This is a genomic window from Streptococcus suis YS56, assembly GCF_000440115.1.
In the GTDB taxonomy this organism is placed as follows: Bacteria; Bacillota; Bacilli; order Lactobacillales; family Streptococcaceae; genus Streptococcus; species Streptococcus suis_L.
On record NZ_ALMY01000086.1, the window covers coordinates 13,365 to 37,391 of the forward strand.

Below are 24,027 nucleotides of genomic sequence, written 5' to 3' on the forward strand. Positions count from 1 at the left end.
TTTAGAACCTTTACTGAGAAGACCATTTGGTCTTCTTTTTTTGGTACAAAAAAACTTACCAGCCTAGAAAACTGGTAAGTGTGGGATTTAGCATAGAATGAAAGATTATCCAAGAAAACGCTGAAGGAATTCACGTGTACGTTCTTCTTGTGGATTTTCAAAGATTTGCTGTGGGCTGCCTTCTTCGGCAATGACACCCTTATCCATAAAGATGACACGGTCTGAAACATCGCGGGCAAATTCCATTTCGTGAGTTACGATAAGCATCGTCAATCCTGATTTTGCCAAATCTTGCATGGTTTTGAGAACTTCCCCAACCATCTCTGGATCGAGAGCAGAAGTCGGCTCATCAAAGAGGATAACTTCTGGGTCAACAGACAGGGCGCGTGCAATGGCCACACGTTGTTTCTGTCCACCAGAGAGTTGACTTGGTTTGGCTTGCCAGTACTGTTCGGTCATGCCAACCTTGTTGAGGTTTTCTTTGGCGATTTTTTCTGCCTCAGCTCGATCTCGTTTCAGTACCGTAGTTTGTGCTACAATGGCATTTTCCAATACATTTAGATTGTTGAAAAGGTTGAAGGATTGGAATACCATACCTAGTTTTTCACGGTAAGTCGTCAAATCATATCCTTTAGCCAAAACATCTTGTCCGTGGTATAGAATCTGTCCTTCTGTTGGTGTTTCCAAAAGGTTGATAGATCGGAGGAAGGTTGATTTTCCCGAACCAGATGAACCGATGATTGAGATAACCTCGCCCTTTTCAACGCTAATAGAGATGTCTTTGAGGACTTGATTTTGTCCGTATGATTTCTTTAGATTTTTGATTTCAAGAATTACATTTTTAGTCATGTGGCACCTCGACTTGCATTTGATTTGCACCTGTTGTGTATGTATCTGTATCAAAATGCTTTTCAACTGCGCGTAAGATACGTGTCACAGTAAAGGTTAGAATGAAGTAGATAATAGCAATAACCGTAAAGGTTTGGAAATATTGATAGGTTTGGGTTGCGACAGTATTTCCTGAGAAATAGAGTTCGACAACTGAGATAACGTTCAATACAGAAGTATCTTTGATATTGATGACAAATTCATTACCAGTCGCTGGTAAGATGTTACGAATAACCTGTGGAAGGACAATCTTACGCATGGTCTGATTATGGGTAAATCCGAGAGCAGTCGCAGCTTCAAATTGGCCCTTATCGACGGCAAAGATACCACCGCGGACAATCTCACTCATGTAGGCACCTGTGTTGATGGATACAATGAAGATAGCGGCAAGTGTGCGATCAAGATTGAGTCCGAATGCTTGGGCGGTACCATAGTAAATAACCATGGATTGTACAATCATCGGCGTACCACGGAAAATTTCGATGTAGATATTGATAATCCAACCGAGCACTTTTTGACCAATAGCAAGCGCCTTGTTTGCTGCTTTTGGAGCTGTACGGAAGACACCGATGAGGAGACCGATAGCAGTACCGATAATTGTACCGAGGATGGAAATGAGTAATGTCATCCCGGTTCCGCGCAGAAGTTGTTGCCAGTTGTTAACAACAATATTCCAAACTTGGGCGAAGAAACTAGGTGTTTCGCCCTCGCTGGCTTCTTCAACGGGCTGGTTTTCAATCATATCATCCATAAGTGCGATTTGCTCTTCTTCTGAAATAGTTGCTAAGACTTCGTTGACCTGAGCGATACGATCGTCATCTTTGCGCATACCGACAGCAATGGTCACATCTTCGGCATTGGTTTTAAAACTGTCTGCCAATTCAACCATTTTGAAAGCTTTATTTGCAGCTTCTGCTGTACGACCTTCTGGACGTTCAGAAACATAGGCGTCTATAATGCCAGATTCTAAAGCTTGACGGATTTGGGAGAAATCTCCCATGGCAGTCTGTTTGTTAGCCCCTTCGATTTGGTCAATCAAATCATAGAGGTAAACCCCTTGCTGGGCAGTGATTTTTGCACCAGCAAAATCTGCCAAGCTGGTTGCGTTTGCGTACTGACTATCAGAACGAACAACCAGGGTAGGAATTGAAGTGTAGTAGCTATCTGAGAAGGCGATTTCTTTCTTGCGCTCTTCTGTCGGGCTCATACCGGCGATAATCATATCGATTTTACCAGATGTAAGAGCAGGGACCAACCCTTCCCACTTGGTTTTAACAACCAAGAGTTCTTTGTCCATGGATGCAGCGATTTTTTTTGCAACCTGAACATCATATCCGTTGGCAAATTGATTGGTTCCCTCAATAGGAACGGCACCGTTGCTATCATCTTCTTGGGTCCAGTTAAATGGTGCGTAAGCGGCTTCCATACCGACCCGCAGGTATTCGTCTGCCCGAACCCCTGTTGTTACAGAAAAAACAGCGATTAGGGTCAGCAGAAATATACTGAGTTTACGTTTCATAATGTCTCCTTTAAAATGCTATTACACCATTTTATTAAAAATTCTGACAAATTTCAATATCCTTGAACTATCATTGTGTTATTTTTTTATGGTATAATAATTAGAATTGAAAAAAGGAGTTTATTATGATTTTGGAATTGTTGAAGGCTATATTTTTAGGAATCATTGAAGGGGTAACGGAATGGTTGCCAGTTTCTTCAACTGGGCATTTAATTTTGGTTCAAGAGTTCGTGAAATTAAACCAAAGTAAGAACTTCCTAGAAATGTTTAATATTGTCATTCAGCTAGGAGCAATTCTAGCGGTTATGACCATTTACTTTAAAAAATTGAATCCATTCCAGCCTGGAAAAACCAAGCGTGATATTCAATTGACTTGGCAATTATGGGCCAAGGTTGTCATTGCCTGTATTCCGTCCATCCTAATTGCAGTCCCGTTGGATAATTGGTTTGAAGCGCACTTCAATTTTATGGTACCGATTGCGATTGCTTTGATTGTCTACGGTATTGCCTTTATTTGGATTGAGAACCGTAACAGAGGTGTAGAGCCACAGGTGACGGACTTAGCGAAAATGTCTTATAAAACTGCCTTGTTGATTGGGTGTTTCCAGGTCTTAAGTATCGTTCCGGGGACTAGTCGCTCAGGTGCGACCATTCTGGGAGCAATCATTTTGGGGACCAGCCGAACTGTGGCGGCAGATTTTACCTTCTTTCTTGGGATTCCAACCATGTTTGGTTATAGTGGCTTGAAGGCTGTTAAATATTTCTTAGATGGCAATAGCCTGAATATGGAGCAGGTATGGCTCTTGTTAGTCGCTAGTGTGACGGCTTACTTGGTATCCTTAGTTGTTATTCGTTTCTTGACAGACTTTGTTAAAAAACATGATTTCACGGTTTTTGGTTACTACCGCATCATTTTAGGGGCGATTTTATTGGTTTATGCCTTTATCACATTTTTATTTTAAGAGCAGGGAGACCTGCTTTTCTTTTGTCTTTCGAGCTTGGTTTTAGTATAATGGTGGAAGATATGTATGAGTATTGAAAATGATCAATCAATTTTAAGAAATTGATGAATCAATGAATGAGGTAGTTATGAAAGTAAAGCAAATTAGTGATTCAACCTTGAAAATCACTATAAAATTAGATGATTTGGAAGAGAGAGGAATGGAACTTTCGGACTTTCTCATTCCGCAAGAAAAGACAGAGGAGTTCTTCTATACAGTTTTGGATGAATTGGATTTACCAATGACTTTCCGAGAAAGCGGTATGCTGAGTTTTCGTGTGACTCCGAAGCCAGATCGGGTGGACATCTTTGTTACCAAGTCTGATTTGGATCAGAGCTTGAATTTTGATGAATTTACAGATTTGTCGGAACTTGGTGATGTCGCAAGTATGACTCCAGATGAGTTTTTCAAGAGTTTGGAGCAAACCGTTCGTGAGAAAAGTGCACCGGATGCAACAGCCGTTCGTCATTTGGAAGAGGTAGAGCAAGAGGAAGAAGCAGATGAAGAGGAGCAGGAGCGCTATATTTACTATATTTTGGAATTTCCAACGATAGAGGATCTGTTTACTTTTGTTGGTACGGTTGATTATCCAGTAGAAGAATCGGAATTATATAAAATGGATGGTCACTACTATTTGACCGTTCTTATCAATGTAGAAAATCGTTCCAAGCAGTATCCAGGCTACATTCTCTCACGAATGTTGGAATTTACCAATGATACGAAGTTGACCAGACCTGCTTTACAAGAACACGGAACTTTGACGCTTCCGCTTGCGGCAATCGAGGAGCTTAGGAAGGTTCCGACAGTATGATTCCTTTTGCTCTAAAATACATAATGGTCATTATTACAACCATGGTCATATCAGCCATTGCTACCCCCTTGGTTCGTTTTATGTCCCTGAGGGTTGGAGCAGTCGATAATCCCAATGCACGGCGGATAAATAAGGTACCCATGCCTTCAGCGGGAGGTCTGGCCATCTTTGTGGCATTTACCATTTCTGTCCTATGTTTTTTACCAGGAATTGTTACCCGTGTCAATTACCATGGCACTTACTTGCATTATATCTGGCCTCTGGTCCTAGCATCCAGCATTATCGTTCTTACGGGATTCATTGATGATGTCAAGGAGCTAAAGCCTGCTCCTAAAATGTTTGGTATTCTAGCTGCAGCGACGATCATTTGGATTTTTACGGAATTTCGTTTTGATAGCTTTAAGATTCCTTTTGGAGGACCTTTCCTTCAATTTCCTGTCTGGCTCTCTTTTCTATTAACGGTCCTTTGGATTGTTTCCATTACGAATGCAGTCAACTTGATTGATGGTCTGGATGGTCTGGTTTCGGGAGTATCGATTATTTCCTTGACAACGATGGGAATTGTGTCTTATTTCTTTTTGCATGATAGCAATATTTTTTTGACCTTAACCATCTTTGTTTTGGTTGCGGCGATTGTTGGTTTTTTACCTTATAACTATAATCCCGCCATCATTTATCTTGGCGATACAGGAGCCCTTTTCATTGGGTTTATGATCGGAGTCTTGTCGCTTCAAGGACTGAAAAATTCGACAGCTGTTGCAGTGGTTACTCCGATGATTATTCTTGGAGTGCCTATTACGGATACTGTAGTAGCCATCATTCGCCGAAAATTGTCTGGGCAAAAAATCTATGAAGCAGATAAGATGCACCTCCACCATCGCTTGCTATCTCTAGGTTTAACCCATCGTGGTACAGTCTTGGTCATCTATGCTATTTCCTTCCTGTTTTCTCTGACCTCTCTTCTGCTCAATGTTTCGAGTCGAATAGGGGGGATTCTCCTATTGGTGACCATGGGACTGGGGATTGAGATTCTCTGTGAATTGATTGGCATCTTTGGTATCAATAGAACTCCGTTGCTCAATCTTCTTCGGTTTATTGGTAATAGTAGTTACCGTCAAGAAAAAATCGCAAAGTATAAAAAGTGCTACGAAGAGAAAAAAAGAAAATAAGAATCTTTCTAAACTAGAAAAGAGCCTTCTGGCTCTTTTTTTAAAAAAAGAAAATAAGAATCTTTCTAAACTAGAAAAGAGCCTTCTGGCTCTTTTTTTGGTATAATATAGTGGATATGGTTAATTAATACTCAATGAAAATCAAAAGTAGCCTAGGAAACGAAGCCGAAGATAGAACTCTGTTACTATCTTATTTCAAGGTAACAGGCTGAAAACCTCCACTGGAGCTTTTCACTCATCAAGGTAAGTTGATAACGGATAATTTTGATTTTCGAAGAGTATAAAATTGTCAGAAAAGACTATTTTATAGATTAACACTCTCTGAAAATCATCATTAACAAGAAAAGAGGCTGGGCTCAAGCCCAGCACCGCTTCTCAAAGTTGGCGTCAATATCTCAGCGCAGTAGTGGTTAACAGCTCAACAACTAGAAATAAAGACTTGTTGACGAACTATTCTATGAATGGTCGGGTTCTTTCCCACTGCCAAAGTTGAGTCTTATCGGTGTATCTAGTTTGCTTGGTCAGTTAATGTGGTTTTTGAAGAGGACAAAAATGAAAAGGAGCACAACATGTCAGTATTAGAAATCAGAGACCTTCATGTGGAAATTGAAGGAAAAGAAATCCTAAAAGGCGTCAACTTGACCCTCAAAACAGGGGAAATCGCCGCTATCATGGGACCTAACGGAACAGGGAAATCCACCCTTTCAGCAGCCATCATGGGCAATCCAAGTTATGAAGTGACCCAAGGGGAAATTCTCTTTGACGGTGTCAATATTTTAGAATTAGAAGTTGATGAACGTGCTCGTATGGGACTCTTCTTGGCTATGCAATACCCGTCAGAAATTCCAGGCATCACTAATGCGGAATTTCTCCGTGCAGCCATGAATGCTGGTAAGGAAGATGAAGACAAGATTTCTGTTCGTGACTTCATCACTAAGTTGGATGAAAAAATGGAACTCCTCAACATGAAAGAGGAAATGGCAGAGCGTTACCTCAACGAAGGATTCTCAGGTGGTGAGAAAAAACGCAATGAGATTCTGCAACTACTCATGTTGGAACCAACTTTTGCCCTTCTTGATGAGATTGACTCAGGTTTGGACATCGATGCGCTTAAAGTTGTGTCAAAAGGTATCAATGCTATGCGTGGGGAAGGTTTCGGTGCCATGATTATCACCCACTACCAACGCTTGCTCAACTACATCACGCCTGACGTTGTCCATGTCATGATGGAAGGCCGTGTCGTGCTTTCAGGCGGACCAGAATTGGCGCAACGCTTGGAAAAAGAAGGATATGTCCAAGTTGCAGCTGAGCTTGGCATCGACTACAAAGAAGATGACATTTAAGTCTTTGGAGGAAGCTATGACCAAAGAAAAAATTCAAGAATTTTCAGCCTTGCAGGCAGAACCAACTTGGTTGACAGACCTGCGTCTTAAGGCTTTTGACAAAATAGCAGAGCTGGATTTGCCGGTTATTGAGCGGGTCAAGTTTCACCGTTGGAATTTAGGTGACGGAAGCCTAGCCACAAATGATGAAATCGGGGCTGTTCCAGATTTTACAGCCCTAGGTGACAATCCTATGTTGGTCCAGGTTGGCAGCCAAACGGTTCTAGAGCAGTTGCCAGCTGACCTAGTAGAAAAAGGCGTAGTTTTTACAGACTTTGCCTCGGCTATGGACATCATTCCAGAAGTACTTGAAAAATACATCGGCGCTGCCGTAGCCTACGACGAGCACAAATTAGCAGCTTACAACACAGCTTATTTTAACGCAACAGCTGTCCTCTACGTACCAGACAATGTTGAAATCGACCAGCCAGTTGAGGCCCTTTTCTACCAAGACAGCACTAGTCCAGTTGCCTTTAACAAACGTGTCCTCATCATCGCTGGAAAAAATGCCAAGCTTAATTACCTGGAGCGTTTTGAAAGTTTAGGCGACGGTACAGCAGCGACTTCAGCCAATATTGTTGTAGAAGTAATTGCTCTTGCTGGTAGCCAAATCAAGTTTGCGGCTATTGACCGCCTTGGTAAGCATTTGGATACCTACCTCAACCGTCGCGGCTATCTTGGAAATGATGCAACGATTGACTGGGCGATTGGTCTGCTCAACGAAGGAAATATCATTGCGGACTTAGACAGCGAATTAAAAGGAAACGGCAGCCATGCCAACCTCAAAGTTGTCGGACTGTCATCAGGTCGTCAGGTCCAAGGTGTGGATACGCGGGTGACCAACTACGGTCATAATTCTGTAGGTCACATCCTGCAACATGGGGTTATCTTAGAAAGTGGAACCTTGACCTTCAATGGCATCGGACACATTGTCCGCGGTGCTAAAGGTGCAGATGCCCAGCAGGAAAGCCGTGTCCTCATGCTGTCTGACAAGGCTCGCTCAGATGCCAACCCGATTCTCCTCATTGATGAGAATGAGGTCACAGCTGGACACGCAGCCTCAATCGGTCAGGTGGATCCAGAAGACATGTACTACCTTATGAGTCGTGGCCTGGACCGAGCAACAGCTGAACGCTTGGTTGTTCGAGGTTTCCTTGGTGCAGTCATTACAGAAATTCCTGTCAAGGAAGTTCGTGACCAACTGATTGCCGTGATTGAAGAAAAATTAGCAAAGAGATAAGATGATTAATTTTGAACGCATCCGCAAGGATTTTCCAATCCTAGACCAAGTTGTTAACGATGAGCCACTGGTCTATTTGGACAATGCAGCGACCACTCAAAAACCGCAACAGGTACTGGATGTGCTGGCAGATTACTACCAGACAGACAATGCCAATGTCCACCGTGGTGTCCATACCCTATCAGAACGGGCAACGGCTCGCTATGAGGCGGCTCGGCAGAAGGTAGCTGATTTTATCCAGGCCAAGTCTAGCAAGGAAATTCTCTTTACCAGAGGAACGACCACCGGTCTTAACTGGGTGGCTCAGTTTGCAAAGGAAATTCTCCAGCCAGAGCAGGAAGTCATTATCTCGGTCCAAGAGCACCACTCCAATATCCTCCCTTGGCAGCAAGCCTGTCAGCAAACAGGTGCTAAGCTCCGCTATGTGACCCTAAAAGACGGCGAGCTGGACATGGACCACCTGCGGTCACTACTATCTTCTAAGACCCAGTTCGTCTCCCTAGCCCACGTATCCAATGTTTTAGGCAGCGTGGCTCCTATTGGGGAAATAGCAGAGCTGGTGCATCAAGTCGGTGCCTACTTGGTGGTGGACGGAGCCCAGTCAGTTCCCCATATGGTCGTCAAGGTGCAAGAATTGGACGTGGATTTCTATGCCTTTTCAGGTCATAAGATGTTAGGTCCGACAGGAATCGGCGTTCTCTACGGCAAGGAAGAATTGCTCAATCTCATGTCGCCTGTTGAATTCGGTGGTGAGATGATTGACTTTGTCTATGAGCAGTCAGCCACTTGGAAGGAATTGCCTTGGAAGTTTGAAGCAGGAACGCCTAATATTGCAGGTGCCATTGGTCTGGGAGCGGCGATTGATTACCTGACGGAAATTGGCATGGACGCTATCCAGACCCACGAGGCGGAACTGGTTGACTATGTCTTTCCAAAATTGCAGGCTATTCCAGGCTTGACCATTTATGGCAGTCAGGACCTGTCCAAGCGGACGGGAGTTATCGCCTTTAACTTGGATGACTTGCATCCACACGACGTGGCAACTGCTCTGGACTATGAAGGTGTTGCTGTGCGGGCAGGTCACCATTGTGCCCAACCGCTTCTCAGGTACTTGCAGGTGCCAGCCACCGTGCGAGCAAGTTTTTACATCTACAATACCAAGGCCGACTGTGATAAGTTGGTCGAGGCAATCATCAAGACAAAGGAGTTTTTCAATGGCCCTATCTAGATTAGATTCTCTTTATATGGCAGTTGTGTCTGAACACTCCAAGTCGCCTCGTCACCGCGGGAGCTTGGACGGAGTGGAAAAGTTAGAACTCCACAACCCAACCTGCGGTGATGTGATTGAACTATCAGTCAAGATTGAAAATGGTCGGATTGCCGACATCGCTTTTGACGGAGTTGGGTGTACCATTTCAACCGCGTCGGCTTCCATGATGACCGAGGCTGTCCTTGGAAAAGAAATCCGTCAGATTCAAGAACTGGCAGAAATCTTCTCACAAATGGTCCAAGGCCAAGAAGACGCTCGTCAGAAGGAACTGGGAGACGCCTCCCTTCTCGCAGGCGTTGCCAAATTCCCACAACGCATCAAGTGTGCTACACTTCCATGGAATGCCCTGAAGAAAGCACTAGAACGCAGTGAAAGTGCTGAATGAAGGGGGACAGCGACATGAGCGATTTTGGTCGACAATACCAAAATCAGCGAATTAGCTTCAAAGGTTTGGGGAACCTTTGGAGGTTGGAAATGAAGCGAACGTAGTTCGTGTCATTGATAGAACTTAGCATTCGCTTTGCGAAACATGAATTCAAATAGCAAGTCCCAACCAAGTTTAGTGTCTTGAAGAAAGCAATCGAACATAGTGAGAGTGCTGACTGAGCATCAATATAGTCATTTAGTTTTTCTTTTATTACTTCGACGCAAGAGGAAACTCTGTTTCCTTATTTCCAACCTTCAACAGTCCACTGGACGATTGAAATTGCTTGCAGCTTTTGATGCGAACTTAGTTCGCTCCATTTCCAACCTCTAACTGTCTCCCAGACAGCTAGAGCTAGTACTAAAAGTAAACTAAAAGACTATAAATAAACAAAAAATGAAAATCATACAGAAAGGATTGTTCAGTTTCTGATTGGAAATGAAATTGAACTCGCCCAGCAAGTATTTAAGAGAGCGTAACTGCTATTTTCATACTTTTTGGGCTTAGTATCTTATATTATGTCAGAAGAAAGAATTGAACCAACCCCGATTGACCTTGGGGAATACAAATTCGGTTTCCATGATGAGAACGTGGAACTGGTGGCTTCGACTGGTAAGGGCTTGAGTGAAGAAGTCATTCGTGAGATGTCCCGTATCAAAGGCGAGCCTGAATGGATGTTGGAATTCCGTTTGAAATCCTACGAAACCTTTAAGAAAATGCCTATGCAGACTTGGGGAGCCGACTTGTCTGAACTGGATTTTGATGATATTGTTTACTATCAAAAACCGTCGGATAAGCCAGCACGTAGCTGGGACGATGTGCCAGACAAAATCAAAGAAACCTTTGAACGCATCGGGATTCCAGAAGCTGAGCGTGCTTACCTGGCAGGAGCTTCTGCCCAGTACGAATCAGAAGTGGTCTACCACAACATGAAGGAAGAGTACGACAAGCACGGCATTATCTTTACAGATACTGACACGGCACTCAAGGAACACCCCGAGCTCTTCAAAAAATACTTTGGAAAACTCGTTCCACCGTCAGACAATAAACTAGCTGCTCTCAACTCAGCGGTTTGGTCAGGTGGGACCTTCATCTATGTACCAAAAGGGGTTAAGCTGGATATTCCACTCCAAACCTATTTCCGTATCAACAACGAAGGAACAGGTCAGTTTGAACGCACCCTCATCATCGTGGACGAAGGAGCAAGTGTTCACTACGTAGAAGGCTGTACCGCTCCGACTTACTCAACTGCCAGCCTCCACGCTGCTATTGTGGAAATCATTGCCCACGAAGGTGCCTATATGCGTTATACGACCATTCAAAACTGGTCTGATAACGTTTATAACCTGGTAACCAAGCGTGCCCGTGCTGAGAAAAATGCTACAGTTGAGTGGATTGACGGAAACCTTGGTGCTAAAACGACCATGAAATACCCTGCGGTTTACCTAGAGGGTGAGGGAGCCCGTGGAACTATGTTGTCCATTGCTTTTGCCAATAAGGGTCAAGTCCAAGATACCGGTGCCAAGATGATCCACAATGCACCACGGACTTCATCTTCTATCGTATCCAAATCCATTGCCCGTGGCGGTGGAGAAGTTAACTACCGTGGTCAAGTCACTTTTGCTAAAAACTCAGCCAAGTCAATCAGCCACATCGAGTGTGACACCATTATCATGGATGATATCTCCAAATCAGATACCATTCCATTCAATGAAATCCACAACTCACAAGTGGCCCTCGAACACGAAGCCAAAGTATCAAAAATCTCAGAAGAACAGCTCTACTACCTCATGAGCCGTGGCTTGTCCGAGTCAGAAGCCACAGAGATGATTGTCATGGGCTTTGTCGAACCATTCACCAAAGAACTCCCAATGGAATATGCAGTCGAACTCAACAGACTGATTGCCTATGAAATGGAGGGGTCGGTTGGTTAGATTTTTGGCAATTTAGCAAACTTAAGTTTGCTAAAAGCCAAAAAATCTCCAACCGACGTTGGAAATAGGGAGCGACGGGAGTCGCTCTTCTCTATAAATAACATAGTCTGGGAGACTAGATTATCCTACTGACGTCGCTTCCTGTAAGGAAGCGATATGTAATAGGGAGTTCTGCAGGAACTCTCACTAAGGAAGTAGGAGATAGGGAGCGACGGAAGTCGCTCTTCTTTGTAATCGTATAAAAAATAGTATGTCGAAAATCGTTCGACATACTATTTTTTTATAATTTTTCATTGACATAGCGGACAAATTGATTCCACCAAGAGAATGGCCAGGATGCTTCTTTCATATCGCTAGGGATAATCATATCGACACTAGCTTGCTCGGAAATATAACCTTTTCCAATGAGTTCTTGATCTTTCAGTTGCAGTTTGCCAACCAAGGTCCCTGCTTTGAGGGGAGCATCAATTTCTTTTATATCCGTTGTGAAAGTTGCGGTGGGGACATTATCAGTTTGATTTCGTTGAACAACAGTTAAATCTGCTGCCGCAACAACAGGACTTGTTTCTTTTTCACCATTGAAAACCTTTATCTTACTATCTTCAAAAGCTTCCCCTTTTTTTACTAGCGTAACAAGCGAAAAGTTAGAATAAACATAGTTCATCAAATCATTTGTCGCGACAAATCGATTTTCTGGAGAGGTCAGCCCATCAGTGGCATTCAATACTACTGTGATAATGCGCATACCAGCTTGTTGAGTTGTTGCAAGAAAACTTGAACCTGCTGAGTTTGAGGTCCCTGTTTTTAAGCCGTCAACCCCTCCACGAGCGTGAGTACCATCGCTTAGCATTTGGTTGGTGCTATAGTAAGTGTAGCCACCAAAATCGTAGGCATTTAGTGAGGTAATGTCAAGTACCTGAGGATAGTCGAGTATTAATCGTCTTGCAATGATAGCAACATCTAAGGCTGAAAACATATTTACATCTTCGGGACTGGAACCTGGATAAATATTTTCACCCAAGTCGGTATTGTCTAGTCCGGATACATTTACAATCTTTGCGTCAGTAATTCCCCATTCTTGGACTTTTGCTTTCATTCGATCCACGAATGCAGCTTCGCTACCGGCTATTTTTTCTGCCAGAGCAATAATAGCACTATTGGATGATGTTATTAAAGAAGCGTTTAATAGGTCTCTTACTGAATAGGAACGTTCATCTAGGTTGACATTGCTTAATTCTGTATTAGAAGTGAGGCTATAGGGATAATCAGAAATATCTACCATAGTATCTAAAGTAATCTCACCCTTTGCCAGTGCTTCGTAGACCAGGTAAATGCTCAATATCTTACTGATAGAAGCAATGCTTGCTTTGGTTTCGGCATCTTGCTCATACAAGATTTTGCCGCTACTTACTTCAACTGCGATAGCATGCTTGGCTGCAACAGAAAAATCTTCTGCCATAATCGGTGTGGAAGTCAAAAAAAATGCAAGAATCGTAGTGAGTGTTATTAGAAGTTTACGCATAATCGTTCCTTTATCTGTTATTTGTTTCTATTATATCACAAGAAATGTGAGAAAAATTTGGAAAAAATATGGAAAAAATTAGAAAATAATGAAAATTTATGTTTTTACAAAATTTTCTGACAAAAAGACTTTATTTAAGAAAAATTTATGATATAATAAGTTTCATAACGACATAAGATTATGTGTCTAAGAAAAAGAAAAACAGAGGTGTTTTATGAAAAAGACAACAAAACTCTTTGCTCTAGCAGGTATTACTCTTTTATCTGCATCTGTTTTGGCAGCTTGTGGCTCTAAGTCATCTTCTAGCTCACAATCGCAAGAATTGTCATTCCCGTCAGAAGTGAAACAAGATGGTTCAGCTGTTGCGGACGCACAATTGAAATATGCTTTGGTGTCAGCTACAACTTCATCAGGTCTCTTGATTGACGAATTGACTGAAAATACAATCGATTCAACATTTGGTGGAATGGTTGATATTTCAATGTTCGGTTACGATGGAGATCGTAAGTTGGATGACTCAGGTCTTGCAAAAGCTGAGTTTGATGTAGAAGGTAAGAAGATCACTGTTAGCTTGACTGGTAAAGACTACAAGTGGTCTGATGGTCAGCCATTTACTATCAATGACTACATCTTCACTATCAAGTCAATGGCAAGCAAGGACTATACTGGTGTCCGTTTTGATGACAAATTCTTGAACATTGAAGGTATGCAAGAGTTCGTAGATGGCAAAGCTGATGATATCTCAGGTTTGAAGAAAATCGACGACTACACAGTAGAATTGACTGTGAAAGAAATGTCTCCTTCTATGATGTATGCGGGTGGTGATGTACCTGCCTATATTCAACCAGAACACATCTATAAAGATATCCCAGTAGCAGATTGGGAAAAGAGCGAGTACTCACGTACTGCTAAGCTTGTAGGTATGGGTCCTTGGAAGATTAAGGAAATCGTAAACGGTGAGTCTATCACTTACGAACCAAATGAATACTTCTTCAAAGGTACAAAACCAAAAACAAGCTCATTCAAGATCGATATCGTATCTCCAGATACAATTGTTTCTGAGATGAAAGCTGGTAACTATGATATCGCAGATATGCCGGTAGATCAGTTGGATTCTTATAAAGATGCATCTAACTTGAATATCGTTGGTTCTTTGGATTCAGCTTACGAGTACATTTCATTTAACCTTGGTAAATATGACGAGGCTGCAGGTAAAAACGTCATGGATGAAAATGCTAAGATGAATGATGTAAAACTTCGTCAAGCGATTGCCTATGCGATTGATACCAAGACAGCGGGAGAGTCATTGTATAATGGTCTTTACCACCCTGCTAACTCATTGATTATCTCATTCTTCGGTGATATCCATGATTCTGAATTGGAAGGATACACATACGATCCAGAAAAAGCTAAGAAACTCTTGGATGAAGCTGGATATAAAGATACAAACGGTGATGGAATCCGTGAAGGTAAAGATGGTAAAGAATTCAAGATTACCTTTGCAGCTCGTAAACGTACTGAAGCTAACGAAGCCCTTGTACAACAGTACATTGCTTGGTGGAAAGAAGTCGGCTTGAACGTTGAATTGTACACAGGTCGTACAGTTGAAATCAACTCATTCTACGATGCGATTCAAGCAAATGATCCTGCTATCGATATGTATGCTGGTGGATGGTCAACAGGTTTCGATCCAAACCCTACTGGACTTTGGGGAGAAGTTGCTCAGTTCAACATGTCACGTTTCGTATCTGAAGAAAATACAAAATTGTTGGATGCTATTAGCTCTACCGATTCATTCGATGAAGAAACAAACATCAAAAACTACAAAGCATGGCAACAATACGCTCATGAGCAAGCATTTGCGATTCCAACATTTGAGTCTGAGTCAATTACTGCGCTTAACAAACGCGTGAAAAACTATGATTCAAACTATGGTTCAGCTTCAGGTAAGGGTATTGCTCTTGAAAATATCGAATTGACTGCTGACAAAGGTGTAGCTGCAGAATAATATTAGCAGATAACAATAGAATCTGAAAAAGCCAACTTGGTTGGCTTTTTTCAGATTGCTATTGGAATTTTCAGATAATTATGGTATAGTAGAACCAGTACACAAAAATGATATATATCATTTTTGAATATTTAGTAAACGTTATCAAACTCTATATGGACTTGGTAGGTTTGTTAAAGAAGATTTAAAAAGGTCACTTTCCACATACCGAAAGGTACTTGACTTGAACGATGAATGAAGTTGGGATAGCTGACGAACAAAGGAGGAAAAAGCGTGGCTACTGAAAAACCGCTTTTAGACATTAAGGATTTACACGTTGGATTCCGCATTGGAGATGATTATTTTGATGCAGTCGATGGTGTTGATATTTCCTTACAAAAGAATGAAATTTTAGCAATTGTTGGGGAATCTGGCTGTGGTAAGTCAACGTTGGCAACAACTATTATGGGTTTGCACAATCCATTGAATACTAAAATTACAGGCAGCATCCAGTACAATGATATGGAATTGATTGGAATGGATGAGGCTAAGTATAACACAGTACGTGGTAACGATATTGGTATGATTTTCCAGGATCCCTTGGCTTCTTTAAATCCATTGATGACCATTGGTGCCCAGATTGATGAGGCGCTTTTCTACCATACAGATTTGGATGCCAATGCCCGTACGGAGCGTGTTTTGGAATTGTTGGCTCAAGTAGGTATTCCGAATCCTAAGCGTACCTTTAAGCAGTATCCCCATGAACTTTCAGGTGGTATGCGTCAGCGTATTATTATTGCAATGGCTCTTTCTTGTAAGCCACCAATTATTATTGCCGATGAGCCAACGACAGCCTTGGACGTTACCATTCAGGCGCAGATTTTGGACCTTTTGAATGATATTCAGGCTGAAACAGGTTCAGGTATTATCTTGATTACCCACGATTTGGGTGTAGTAGCAGAAACGGCAGACCGTGTAGCAGTTATGTATGGTGGTCAGTTTGTCGAAGTAGCTCCCGTTGAGGAACTCTTTACCAATCCAAAACACCCATATACTCGTTCACTCTTGAAGTCAAATCCACAATCTGGTAGTGAAGGTGGCGAATTGCACGTTATTGATGGAATTGTACCGCCAATTACGAAGATGTTGCGTAAGGGTTGTCGTTTTGCACCACGTATTCCATGGATTGATGCAGCAGCTCATGAAGAAAATCCAGTGATGCATGAGATTGGTCCTGACCATTTTGTGCGTTGTACATGTCATGAGACATTCTATTTTGAAGGGGAGGCCTAATAGTGGGATTTATTGAAGTAAAAGATTTAAAAGTCCATTATCCAATTCGTAGTGGCTTCTTTAACCGTGTCACAGACCATGTCTACGCTGTAGATGGTGTAAATATTGAAATTGAAGAAGGTAAGACCTATGGCTTGGTTGGTGAATCAGGTTCAGGTAAATCAACAATCGGTAAGGCAATTATTGGTTTGGAACGTGCTACTTCAGGACAAATCATCTATGAGGGGCAAAATGTAACCAATAAATCACGTGGTAAAAAAGGAAACTTCAACCGCGATGTGCAGATGATTTTCCAAGATTCACTTTCTAGTTTCAACCCTAAAAAGCGTATTTTAGATATCATTGCAGAGCCTATTCGTAACTTTGACCGTCTGTCTCCAGATGAGGAAAAGAAAAAGGTTCTTCAATTATTGGATACGATTGGTCTAAATGAAGAAGCTTTAATTAAATATCCGCATGAGTTTTCTGGTGGTCAGCGTCAGCGTATCGGCGTAGCACGTGCCTTGGCAAGCAATCCTCGTTTGATTATTGCCGATGAGCCTGTTTCTGCCCTAGACTTGTCTGTTCAAGCGCAGGTCTTGAACTATATGAAACGCATCCAGGATGAGTTCAAACTCAGTTATCTATTTATTTCCCATGACCTTGGCGTAGTGCAACATATGTGTGATGAGTTGTTCATCATGTATCGTGGTCGTTTCGTAGAAACGGGAAATAAAAACGATATTTATAATAATCCACAGCATATCTACACTAAACGTCTCTTGTCAGCTATTCCGTCCATTGATCCAGTGAATCGCTTGAAAAATAAAGAGAAGCGTTTGGCTGCAGAGAAGGAATATCAAGAGAAACAAGGTCAGTACTATGATGAAAACGGTCGTGTATATGATTTGAAAGCCTTCTCGGCAACTCATCAGGTAGCCCTTCCAGAAGGAGGTAAGAACTAAGATGTGGAAAACAATATTACGTCGTTTACTCATGATGATTCCTCAGATTATCATTCTGAGTGTCATTGCTTTCTTTGTAGCGAAAATGATGCCTGGTGATCCATTTACCGGTATGATTGACCCTAATATCGACCCTGCTATTATCGAACAGAAACGTATTGCAGCCGGATATTATGATCCAATCCATATCCAGTATTTCCGCTGGGTTGGTAATCTTTTGCAAGGTGATTTCGGTCAAAGTATTCTCTTTAAACAACCGGTTATTGATGTTATTATGCAACGTTTGAATAACACGATTTGGTTATCGTTGTTGACCATGGTTTTGACCTATGCTATTGCTCTTCCATTGGGGATGATTGCGGGACGCTATCAAAACTCAATTGCAGATAAAATCATTGGAGTATATAACTTCCTAACGTTTTCAACTCCAACATTTGTATTTGCTATTCTTATGTTGTGGTTGTTTGGTTTTACTTTAGGTTGGTTCCCAACGCGTGGATCAGTTGGCGGAGATGTGGAAGGTTTGTCACTTATCCTTAGTCGTCTACACCATATGATTTTGCCGGCTATTACGATGGCGATTTTGTCAACAACAGTTACTATCCAATATCTTCGTACAGGTATTATTGATGCCAAGAGCCAGGACTATGTCCGTACAGCTCGTGCTAAAGGTGTGCCTGAACGCGTGGTGTACAACCGTCACATTTTCCGTAACTCTATTTTGCCTATTGCATCATTCTTGGGTTACGAATTGACAGGTTTGATTGGTGGATCGATCTTCATCGAAAATATCTTTACCTATCCTGGTATTGGTCAATTGTTCTTCAACTCTATCTCAAGCCGTGATTACAGTGTCATCTTGGCCCTCTTGTTAATCTTTGGTATGGGAACTTTGTTGGGAACCTTGATTTCAGATATTATCATGAGTATTGTAGACCCACGTATCCGTGTGAAATAGAAGGAGGAGTAAGGTGAGTAAAGAAAATAAAAAACAAGTACAATCAGCTTCAACTCCTCCAGGTGGTTTTCGTGTCATTGCACGAGAATTTATGAAGGATAAGCTGGCTTTGACTTCATTGATTATCTTGGTAACAGTTCTTTTAGGTGTTTTCATTGGAGCTTTGATTTTAGATCAAGAACAAGTGATGAAAGTCAACCTCTTAGGACGTTACTTGGAACCAGGTGTTGATGGTTATATCTTAGGAACCGATGAAGGTGGTAAAGATATCTTTGGCCAATTGATTATCGGTGCTCGTAATTCAATTATTATCGGTTTTACCATTACGATTATTACTAGTATTGTTGGTATCTCAGTTGGTCTAATCTCAGGTTATTATGGTGGTCGTTTAGACGGTTTCTTAATGCGAATTGTAGATTTCATTATGATTTTGCCAGTAACCATGCTTATTATTGTTTTTGTAACAGTTATCAAAAACTATACCATCTATCACTTTATTTTGATCATGAGTGCCTTTTATTGGACAGCCAAGGCTCGTCTCTTCCGTACAAGAACCTTGTCAGAAGCGAGCTTGGATTATGTCAATGCATCCAAAACACTTGGAACAAGCGACTTTATGATTATGTTCCGTGAAATTCTGCCAAACTTGAGTTCATTGATTATCGTTAACTTGACACTCAACTTTGCAGGTAATATCGGTATTGAAACCTCATTGACTTATCTTGGATTTGGTCTTCCATCGACTGTCCCAAGTTTGGGTACCTTGATTTCAAATGCCCGTAACGCGGATATCTTGGAAAACAAGACTTGGATTTGGTTGCCAGCAGCCATCTTCATCTTGGTCATGATGCTTTGTATCAACTATGTCGGCCAAGCCTTCCAACGTGCTGCCGATGCCAAACAACGTTTGGGTTAAACAAATATATAAGAGGCTGGGCAAAAAGCCCAGCTCCACTACTCAGAGTTCGTGTCAACATCTCAGCGCAGTGGTTGATTGGGTTTAACAGTCCAGTGGACTGTTAAAGGTTGGAGATAAGATTTGCAAAGCAAATCACAACAGTTCGTGTTTCACAGTCCAAATCTGACCTAATCAACTGTGCGGGGGTGGGAAAACGAACTCTTTTTTAGACTAGTCGAGTTCTTTCCCGCTCCCTTTTTCTGTACATTTCAGCTGTCACAAGCTTGTTTTTTACAGAATTTAGAAAATATGGTAAAATGGAGTGATAAAACTATTTGAGGTAAGGAATTATGACTGTAAAAATCAATACAAAAGACGGCCAGATTGAATTGACTGATGACGTGATTGCCACAGTTGTCGGTGGGGCTACGACCGAAATTTTTGGTGTTGTGGGTATGGCTAGTAAGTCTGCGATTAAGGATAATTTTCAGGCTCTATTGCGTAAAGAAAATTATTCCAAAGGTGTTGTTATTAAGACCTTGGAAGATGGTCGCATTGCAGTCGATGTTTACACTGTTATGAGCTACGGTGTGAAAATCAGTGAAGTATCTCGCAATATCCAAGAACGTGTGAAATTCAACTTGGAAAATCAATTAGGTATCTCTGTTGATGCCGTTAATGTTTTTATCCAGAATATTAAAGTCGTAGGAGAATAATTGTGTCTAAAATTACTACTAGTTTATTTCAAGAAATGGTGCAGGCGGCATCAACTCGTCTAAATAAACAGGCCGAATATGTGAACTCACTCAATGTTTTCCCAGTTCCAGATGGGGATACTGGTACCAACATGGGGATGACTATTACCAATGGTGCTAAAGAAGTGGCAGATAAGTCTGCTTCTACTGTTGGAGAAGTTGCGCAAATTCTTTCTAAGGGCTTGTTGATGGGAGCTCGTGGAAACTCAGGTGTTATTACGTCGCAATTGTTCCGCGGTTTTGGTCAATCTGTTAAAGGCAAGGTTGAATTGGACGGTAAGGATTTGGCGCAAGCCTTTCAACATGGTGTAGAAGTGGCTTATAAAGCCGTAATGAAACCAGTTGAAGGTACCATTTTGACGGTTTCTCGTGGCGCAGCCACTGCCGCTTTGAAAAAGGCAGAAGAGACTGATGATGCGGTTGAGGTCATGCGTGCCACTCTTGACGGTGCCAACCGTGCCCTCAAGAAAACACCTGAGATGCTTCCAGTCTTGAAAGAGGTTGGGGTTGTCGATTCAGGTGGTCAAGGTCTTGTTTATATTTACGAAGGCTTCCTGTCAGCTCTGACAGGCGAGTACATTGCTTCAGAAGATTTTGAAGCGACACCAGCTGTCATGTCTGAGATGATCAATGCAGAACACCACAAGTCAGTTGCTGGTCATGTAGCGACTGAGGATATTACTTTTGGTTACTGTACAGAAATCATGGTAGCTCTTCGCCAAGGCCCTACTTACGTCAAGGACTTTGATTATGAAGAATTCCGCAACTATCTGAATGACCTTGGGGATTCCCTCCTTGTGGTCAACGATGATGAAATCGTTAAAGTCCATGTCCATACAGAAGATCCAGGTTTGGTCATGCAAGCGGGTCTTCAATACGGTAGCTTGGTCAAGGTAAAAGTGGACAATATGCGTGAGCAACATGAAGCTCAGGTTGAGAAAGAAGAAAGTTTCCAAAAACCGGCTGAACAAAAAGAGTATGCTATTATTGCGGTAGCTGCTGGGGAAGGTTTGACAGAAATCTTCAAATCACAAGGCGTTGATTATGTGATTTCAGGTGGTCAGACTATGAACCCATCAACAGAAGATTTTGTCAATGCTATTGAATTGGTCAATGCCCGTAATGTCATCTTGTTGCCAAACAACAAGAACATCTTGATGGCGGCTCAGACGGCTGCTGAGGTTGCAGAAGTTGCGGTTAAGGTTGTGGAAACCAAGACCCTGCCACAAGGGTTCACTAGCTTGCTTGCCTTTGACCCAAGTCGTGATTTGGAAAGCAACTTTGAAGCCATGACGGCATCTCTCGCAGAGGTGAAAAGCGGTAGCGTGACAACTGCAGTCCGTGACACAACCATCGATGGTCTTGAAATCCATGAAAATGACAACCTTGGTATGGTTGATGGTAAGATTGTGGTTTCTAATCCAGATATGATGGAGACGCTTGTTGCTACATTTGAGAAAATGCTCGATGAAGACAGCGAAATCGTGACGATTTATATCGGTGAAGATGGTAATGAAGAATTGGCTCAAACTCTTGCTGAGCAGCTAGAAGAACAATTTGAAGATGTCGAGGTCGAAATCCATCAAGGAAATCAACCGGTCTATCCATATCTTTTCAGCGTAGAATAAACAAAATCGCAGGCTCTGGCTTGCGATTTTTTTCTATCGATTTGTCTACAAATTCCAGTAGACCTATGACAAAGCTAGATGGCTATGGTATAATGATAGACATGTATAGTCATAATGAAAATGAATTGATTGCCATTGGTGAGAGAATTGGAAAAGCCTGTAAGCCAAATCAAGTTTTAGTATTATCAGGGGATTTGGGTGCTGGGAAAACAACTCTGACCAAGGGTTTGGCCAAGGGTTTAAAAATTGAACAGATGATTAAGAGTCCTACTTATACGATTGTTCGAGAGTATGAGGGGACCATGCCACTCTATCACTTAGATGTTTATCGAATTGGAGATGATCCTGACTCGATTGATTTGGATGATTTTCTCTATGGAGGTGGTCTAACGGTTATCGAGTGGGGAGAATTACTGGATGTCAGTCTATTTGATGACTATTTGCTCATTCGTATAGAGAAAGAGGGAGATGGTCGACGATTGACAGTCGAATCTCATGGGGCTCAAAGTAGCGATTTAGCGAAGGAGTTCCAAAATGTCTGAAAAAGAAGTGTATTTTAGTGAAGCTGAACCAGCTGATGCAGCAGCTTTTATTGATTTTATGAATCAAGTTGCTAGAGAAACGGATTATCTGGTCATGGATGAGACTGGTTTTCGATTTAGTGTTGATGAAATGGAGACCATCTTCGAAGCAGGAATCGAAAATCCTCGTGAATTGTGCCTGCTGGCTAAGGTTGGTTCGGAAGTCGTCGGCGCAATTTCTGTTAAGTCCTCTAAGCAGTTTCGCATTAGCCATATCGGAAATATTTTTATTGCAGTAAAAAAAGCCTATTGGGGTCACGGTCTAGGGACGATTTTACTGGAGGAAGTATTGCATTGGGCAGAGGAAATGGATGTATTGAAACGTTTGGAATTAACGGTTCAGGTTCGCAATCAGGCGGCAGTACATTTATACCAAAAATTAGGATTTATCATTGAGGGCACCCAAGTGAGAGGGGCTAGAACAGATGAAGGGGAATGGCTTGATCTTTATTATATGGGCAAGTTAATTGGTGAAGTATGACAATTGGAAAAAAAATATTCTTAATGTCTTTGGCTATTGTTGGTTTAACACTAGGTGCCGGCTTAATATATGGTGCCAGCTTGTTAAATTTTTCTACAGGTGCTATTTCAAAAACCTATAAGCAGCTAGATGGAGAAAATGAAATTACTCCTATTGATGCGACAGAGCCCCTAACCATCCTACTGATGGGGGTGGATATGGACCAAGCGACCCGCGGGGGAGATTGGGAGGGTGGCCGTAGTGATTCGATGATTTTGGTAACTGTTAATCCCAAGACTAAGGAAACCAATATGATGAGCTTGACTCGTGATATTATGGTTGAGATTGCAGAAGCGAACGGGGAGTCTTCAGGAACGGTTGAAAAACTAAATCATTCTTATAGCTACGGACAGGCACCGATGGCCATTGCCACGATCGAAAAGATGATGGATATTAACATTGACCATTATATCGAAATAAATATGGATGGTCTGGTTGAGCTTGTTGATGCGGTTGGAGGTATTGAGATAAACAATACTCTTGGCTTCCCTATATCCATTTCAGAACATGAGCCTGCCTACACCTCTATTGTCCAGCCGGGGCAACAGTTGGTAAATGGGGATCAGGCGCTGGTTTATGCTCGGATGCGCTATGATGATCCTGAGGGGGATATCGGACGTCAGAGACGCCAACGAGAAGTTATCACGGCTATTATAAAAAAACTCCTCCAGTTAGATGGTTTGACCCAGTATAAGAAAATTCTGACCGCCATCTCCAATAATATGCGAACCAACATTGAGATTAGTCCTGCGACAATTCCAAGCCTCCTAGGTTATAAAGACTCGGTCTCTAAATTGAATTCCTATCAGTTGCGCGGTGTGGACCAAATGGTTGATGAAATCTATTATCAATTACCAACCAGCGAACACCTATTGGAAATGCAAAATATTTTGAAAAAATCTATCGGCTTAGAAGAAAAAACCGACTTAGTCACAAACGTGAAGGTCTACGAAGGACAGATGGGATTGCCAAGTCCAATCAACGTTTATGATGTATATACAAATCTTTTGTTGCTAGAAGCAAGTCCGTGGGCGGAACGCTTGGATCCAGAAATAGGGAATCCATCGGCTACTACGACTGTGACGACTGAAGAGCAGATAACCGATTTTTCAACAGAGCCAGTACTCGGTGATGAAAACGGGTCGCAATAATGTAGTCATCTAGTTTTTCTTTTATTACTTTGACGAGCGAGTACTAAAACCCTAAAAAAATAGAGGTCGTTTGCAACCTCTCAGATTGAAGAAAAAGTCCATTTTGGACAATTTTCTTCAATCTTTTTTCTTTATGTTGAAAATAAAAAACT

The 24,027-nt window shown here is 41.9% G+C and carries 21 protein-coding genes; 18 read left to right on the forward strand and 3 right to left on the reverse strand.

Translation table 11 applies throughout. The features are described from left to right. Positions 1–105 precede the first annotated feature (105 nt). Entirely contained in the window at positions 106–849 is a 744-nt protein-coding gene (locus tag SST62_RS0110975) for an amino acid ABC transporter ATP-binding protein (protein ID WP_012775335.1), read from the reverse strand. Next, a complete protein-coding gene (locus SST62_RS0110980; protein ID WP_029187374.1) occupies positions 842–2,407 on the reverse strand; it encodes an ABC transporter substrate-binding protein/permease in 1,566 nt (521 codons plus the stop codon). The genes SST62_RS0110975 and SST62_RS0110980 overlap by 8 nt, the downstream gene beginning before the upstream one ends. Before the next feature lie 122 nt (positions 2,408–2,529). Between SST62_RS0110980 and SST62_RS0110985 the strand changes: the two genes are divergently transcribed. From SST62_RS0110985 to sufB, 8 genes are all read left to right on the forward strand, one after another. Next, positions 2,530–3,369, forward strand: a complete 840-nt coding sequence (locus SST62_RS0110985; RefSeq protein WP_029187375.1) for an undecaprenyl-diphosphate phosphatase — start codon at positions 2,530–2,532, stop codon at positions 3,367–3,369. Positions 3,370–3,496: 127 nt separating this feature from the next. Next, the gene (gene mecA / locus SST62_RS0110990) at positions 3,497–4,219 is read left to right on the forward strand and encodes an adaptor protein MecA (protein WP_029187376.1); all 723 of its coding nucleotides are present in this window, start codon (positions 3,497–3,499) and stop codon (positions 4,217–4,219) included. After that, on the forward strand, positions 4,216–5,388 hold the full coding sequence (locus SST62_RS0110995; protein ID WP_029187377.1) for a glycosyltransferase family 4 protein: 1,173 nt from the start codon (positions 4,216–4,218) through the stop codon (positions 5,386–5,388). Before mecA ends, SST62_RS0110995 begins: the two co-directional genes overlap by 4 nt. Positions 5,389–5,957: 569 nt before the next feature. Next, positions 5,958–6,731: a Fe-S cluster assembly ATPase SufC gene (sufC, locus tag SST62_RS0111000; protein ID WP_029187378.1), complete on the forward strand. Its 774-nt coding sequence runs from the start codon at positions 5,958–5,960 to the stop codon at positions 6,729–6,731. 16 nt (positions 6,732–6,747) lie between these two features. Continuing rightward, positions 6,748–8,010: a Fe-S cluster assembly protein SufD gene (gene sufD / locus SST62_RS0111005; protein ID WP_029187379.1), complete on the forward strand. Its 1,263-nt coding sequence runs from the start codon at positions 6,748–6,750 to the stop codon at positions 8,008–8,010. 1 nt (position 8,011) lies between these two features. Next, on the forward strand, positions 8,012–9,238 hold the full coding sequence (locus SST62_RS0111010; protein ID WP_029942770.1) for a cysteine desulfurase: 1,227 nt from the start codon (positions 8,012–8,014) through the stop codon (positions 9,236–9,238). Continuing rightward, positions 9,225–9,665, forward strand: a complete 441-nt coding sequence (gene sufU / locus SST62_RS0111015; protein ID WP_029187381.1) for a Fe-S cluster assembly sulfur transfer protein SufU — start codon at positions 9,225–9,227, stop codon at positions 9,663–9,665. The genes SST62_RS0111010 and sufU overlap by 14 nt, the downstream gene beginning before the upstream one ends. Positions 9,666–10,222: 557 nt before the next feature. Then, a complete protein-coding gene (gene sufB / locus SST62_RS0111020; RefSeq protein WP_024379508.1) occupies positions 10,223–11,638 on the forward strand; it encodes a Fe-S cluster assembly protein SufB in 1,416 nt (471 codons plus the stop codon). 280 nt (positions 11,639–11,918) lie between these two features. Here sufB and pbp3 read toward each other — a convergent pair whose 3' ends face one another. Further along, positions 11,919–13,160, reverse strand: a complete 1,242-nt coding sequence (gene pbp3 / locus SST62_RS0111025) for a D-alanyl-D-alanine carboxypeptidase PBP3 (RefSeq protein WP_029187382.1) — start codon at positions 13,158–13,160, stop codon at positions 11,919–11,921. 214 nt (positions 13,161–13,374) lie between these two features. Between pbp3 and SST62_RS0111030 the strand changes: the two genes are divergently transcribed. The 10 genes from SST62_RS0111030 to SST62_RS0111075 all read left to right on the forward strand — a co-directional run bounded on the left by SST62_RS0111030 (position 13,375) and on the right by SST62_RS0111075 (position 23,875). Next, a complete protein-coding gene (locus tag SST62_RS0111030) occupies positions 13,375–15,168 on the forward strand; it encodes an oligopeptide ABC transporter substrate-binding protein (RefSeq protein WP_029187383.1) in 1,794 nt (597 codons plus the stop codon). Between the two features lie 273 nt (positions 15,169–15,441). Beyond that, a complete protein-coding gene (locus SST62_RS0111035; protein ID WP_029187384.1) occupies positions 15,442–16,440 on the forward strand; it encodes an ABC transporter ATP-binding protein in 999 nt (332 codons plus the stop codon). 2 nt (positions 16,441–16,442) lie between these two features. Continuing rightward, complete coding sequence (locus SST62_RS0111040; protein ID WP_029942771.1) at positions 16,443–17,384, forward strand: ATP-binding cassette domain-containing protein; 942 nt, start codon at positions 16,443–16,445, stop codon at positions 17,382–17,384. A gap of 1 nt (position 17,385) precedes the next feature. Next, positions 17,386–18,342, forward strand: coding sequence for an oligopeptide ABC transporter permease (opp4B, locus tag SST62_RS0111045; protein WP_029187386.1), 957 nt, complete (start codon positions 17,386–17,388; stop codon positions 18,340–18,342). Between the two features lie 13 nt (positions 18,343–18,355). After that, positions 18,356–19,258, forward strand: coding sequence for an ABC transporter permease (locus SST62_RS0111050; RefSeq protein WP_029187387.1), 903 nt, complete (start codon positions 18,356–18,358; stop codon positions 19,256–19,258). 332 nt (positions 19,259–19,590) lie between these two features. Next, a complete protein-coding gene (locus SST62_RS0111055) occupies positions 19,591–19,956 on the forward strand; it encodes an Asp23/Gls24 family envelope stress response protein (protein ID WP_002939192.1) in 366 nt (121 codons plus the stop codon). A 2-nt stretch (positions 19,957–19,958) separates the two neighbouring features. After that, on the forward strand, positions 19,959–21,623 hold the full coding sequence (locus tag SST62_RS0111060; RefSeq protein ID WP_014638614.1) for a DAK2 domain-containing protein: 1,665 nt from the start codon (positions 19,959–19,961) through the stop codon (positions 21,621–21,623). Positions 21,624–21,724: 101 nt separating this feature from the next. After that, a complete protein-coding gene (tsaE, locus tag SST62_RS0111065; protein WP_029187388.1) occupies positions 21,725–22,165 on the forward strand; it encodes a tRNA (adenosine(37)-N6)-threonylcarbamoyltransferase complex ATPase subunit type 1 TsaE in 441 nt (146 codons plus the stop codon). Beyond that, positions 22,158–22,685 (forward strand): GNAT family N-acetyltransferase, encoded by a 528-nt coding sequence (locus SST62_RS0111070; RefSeq protein WP_029187389.1) that lies wholly within the window; start codon positions 22,158–22,160, stop codon positions 22,683–22,685. The genes tsaE and SST62_RS0111070 overlap by 8 nt, the downstream gene beginning before the upstream one ends. Continuing rightward, complete coding sequence (locus tag SST62_RS0111075) at positions 22,682–23,875, forward strand: LCP family protein (RefSeq protein ID WP_029187390.1); 1,194 nt, start codon at positions 22,682–22,684, stop codon at positions 23,873–23,875. Before SST62_RS0111070 ends, SST62_RS0111075 begins: the two co-directional genes overlap by 4 nt. Positions 23,876–24,027 lie beyond the last annotated feature (152 nt).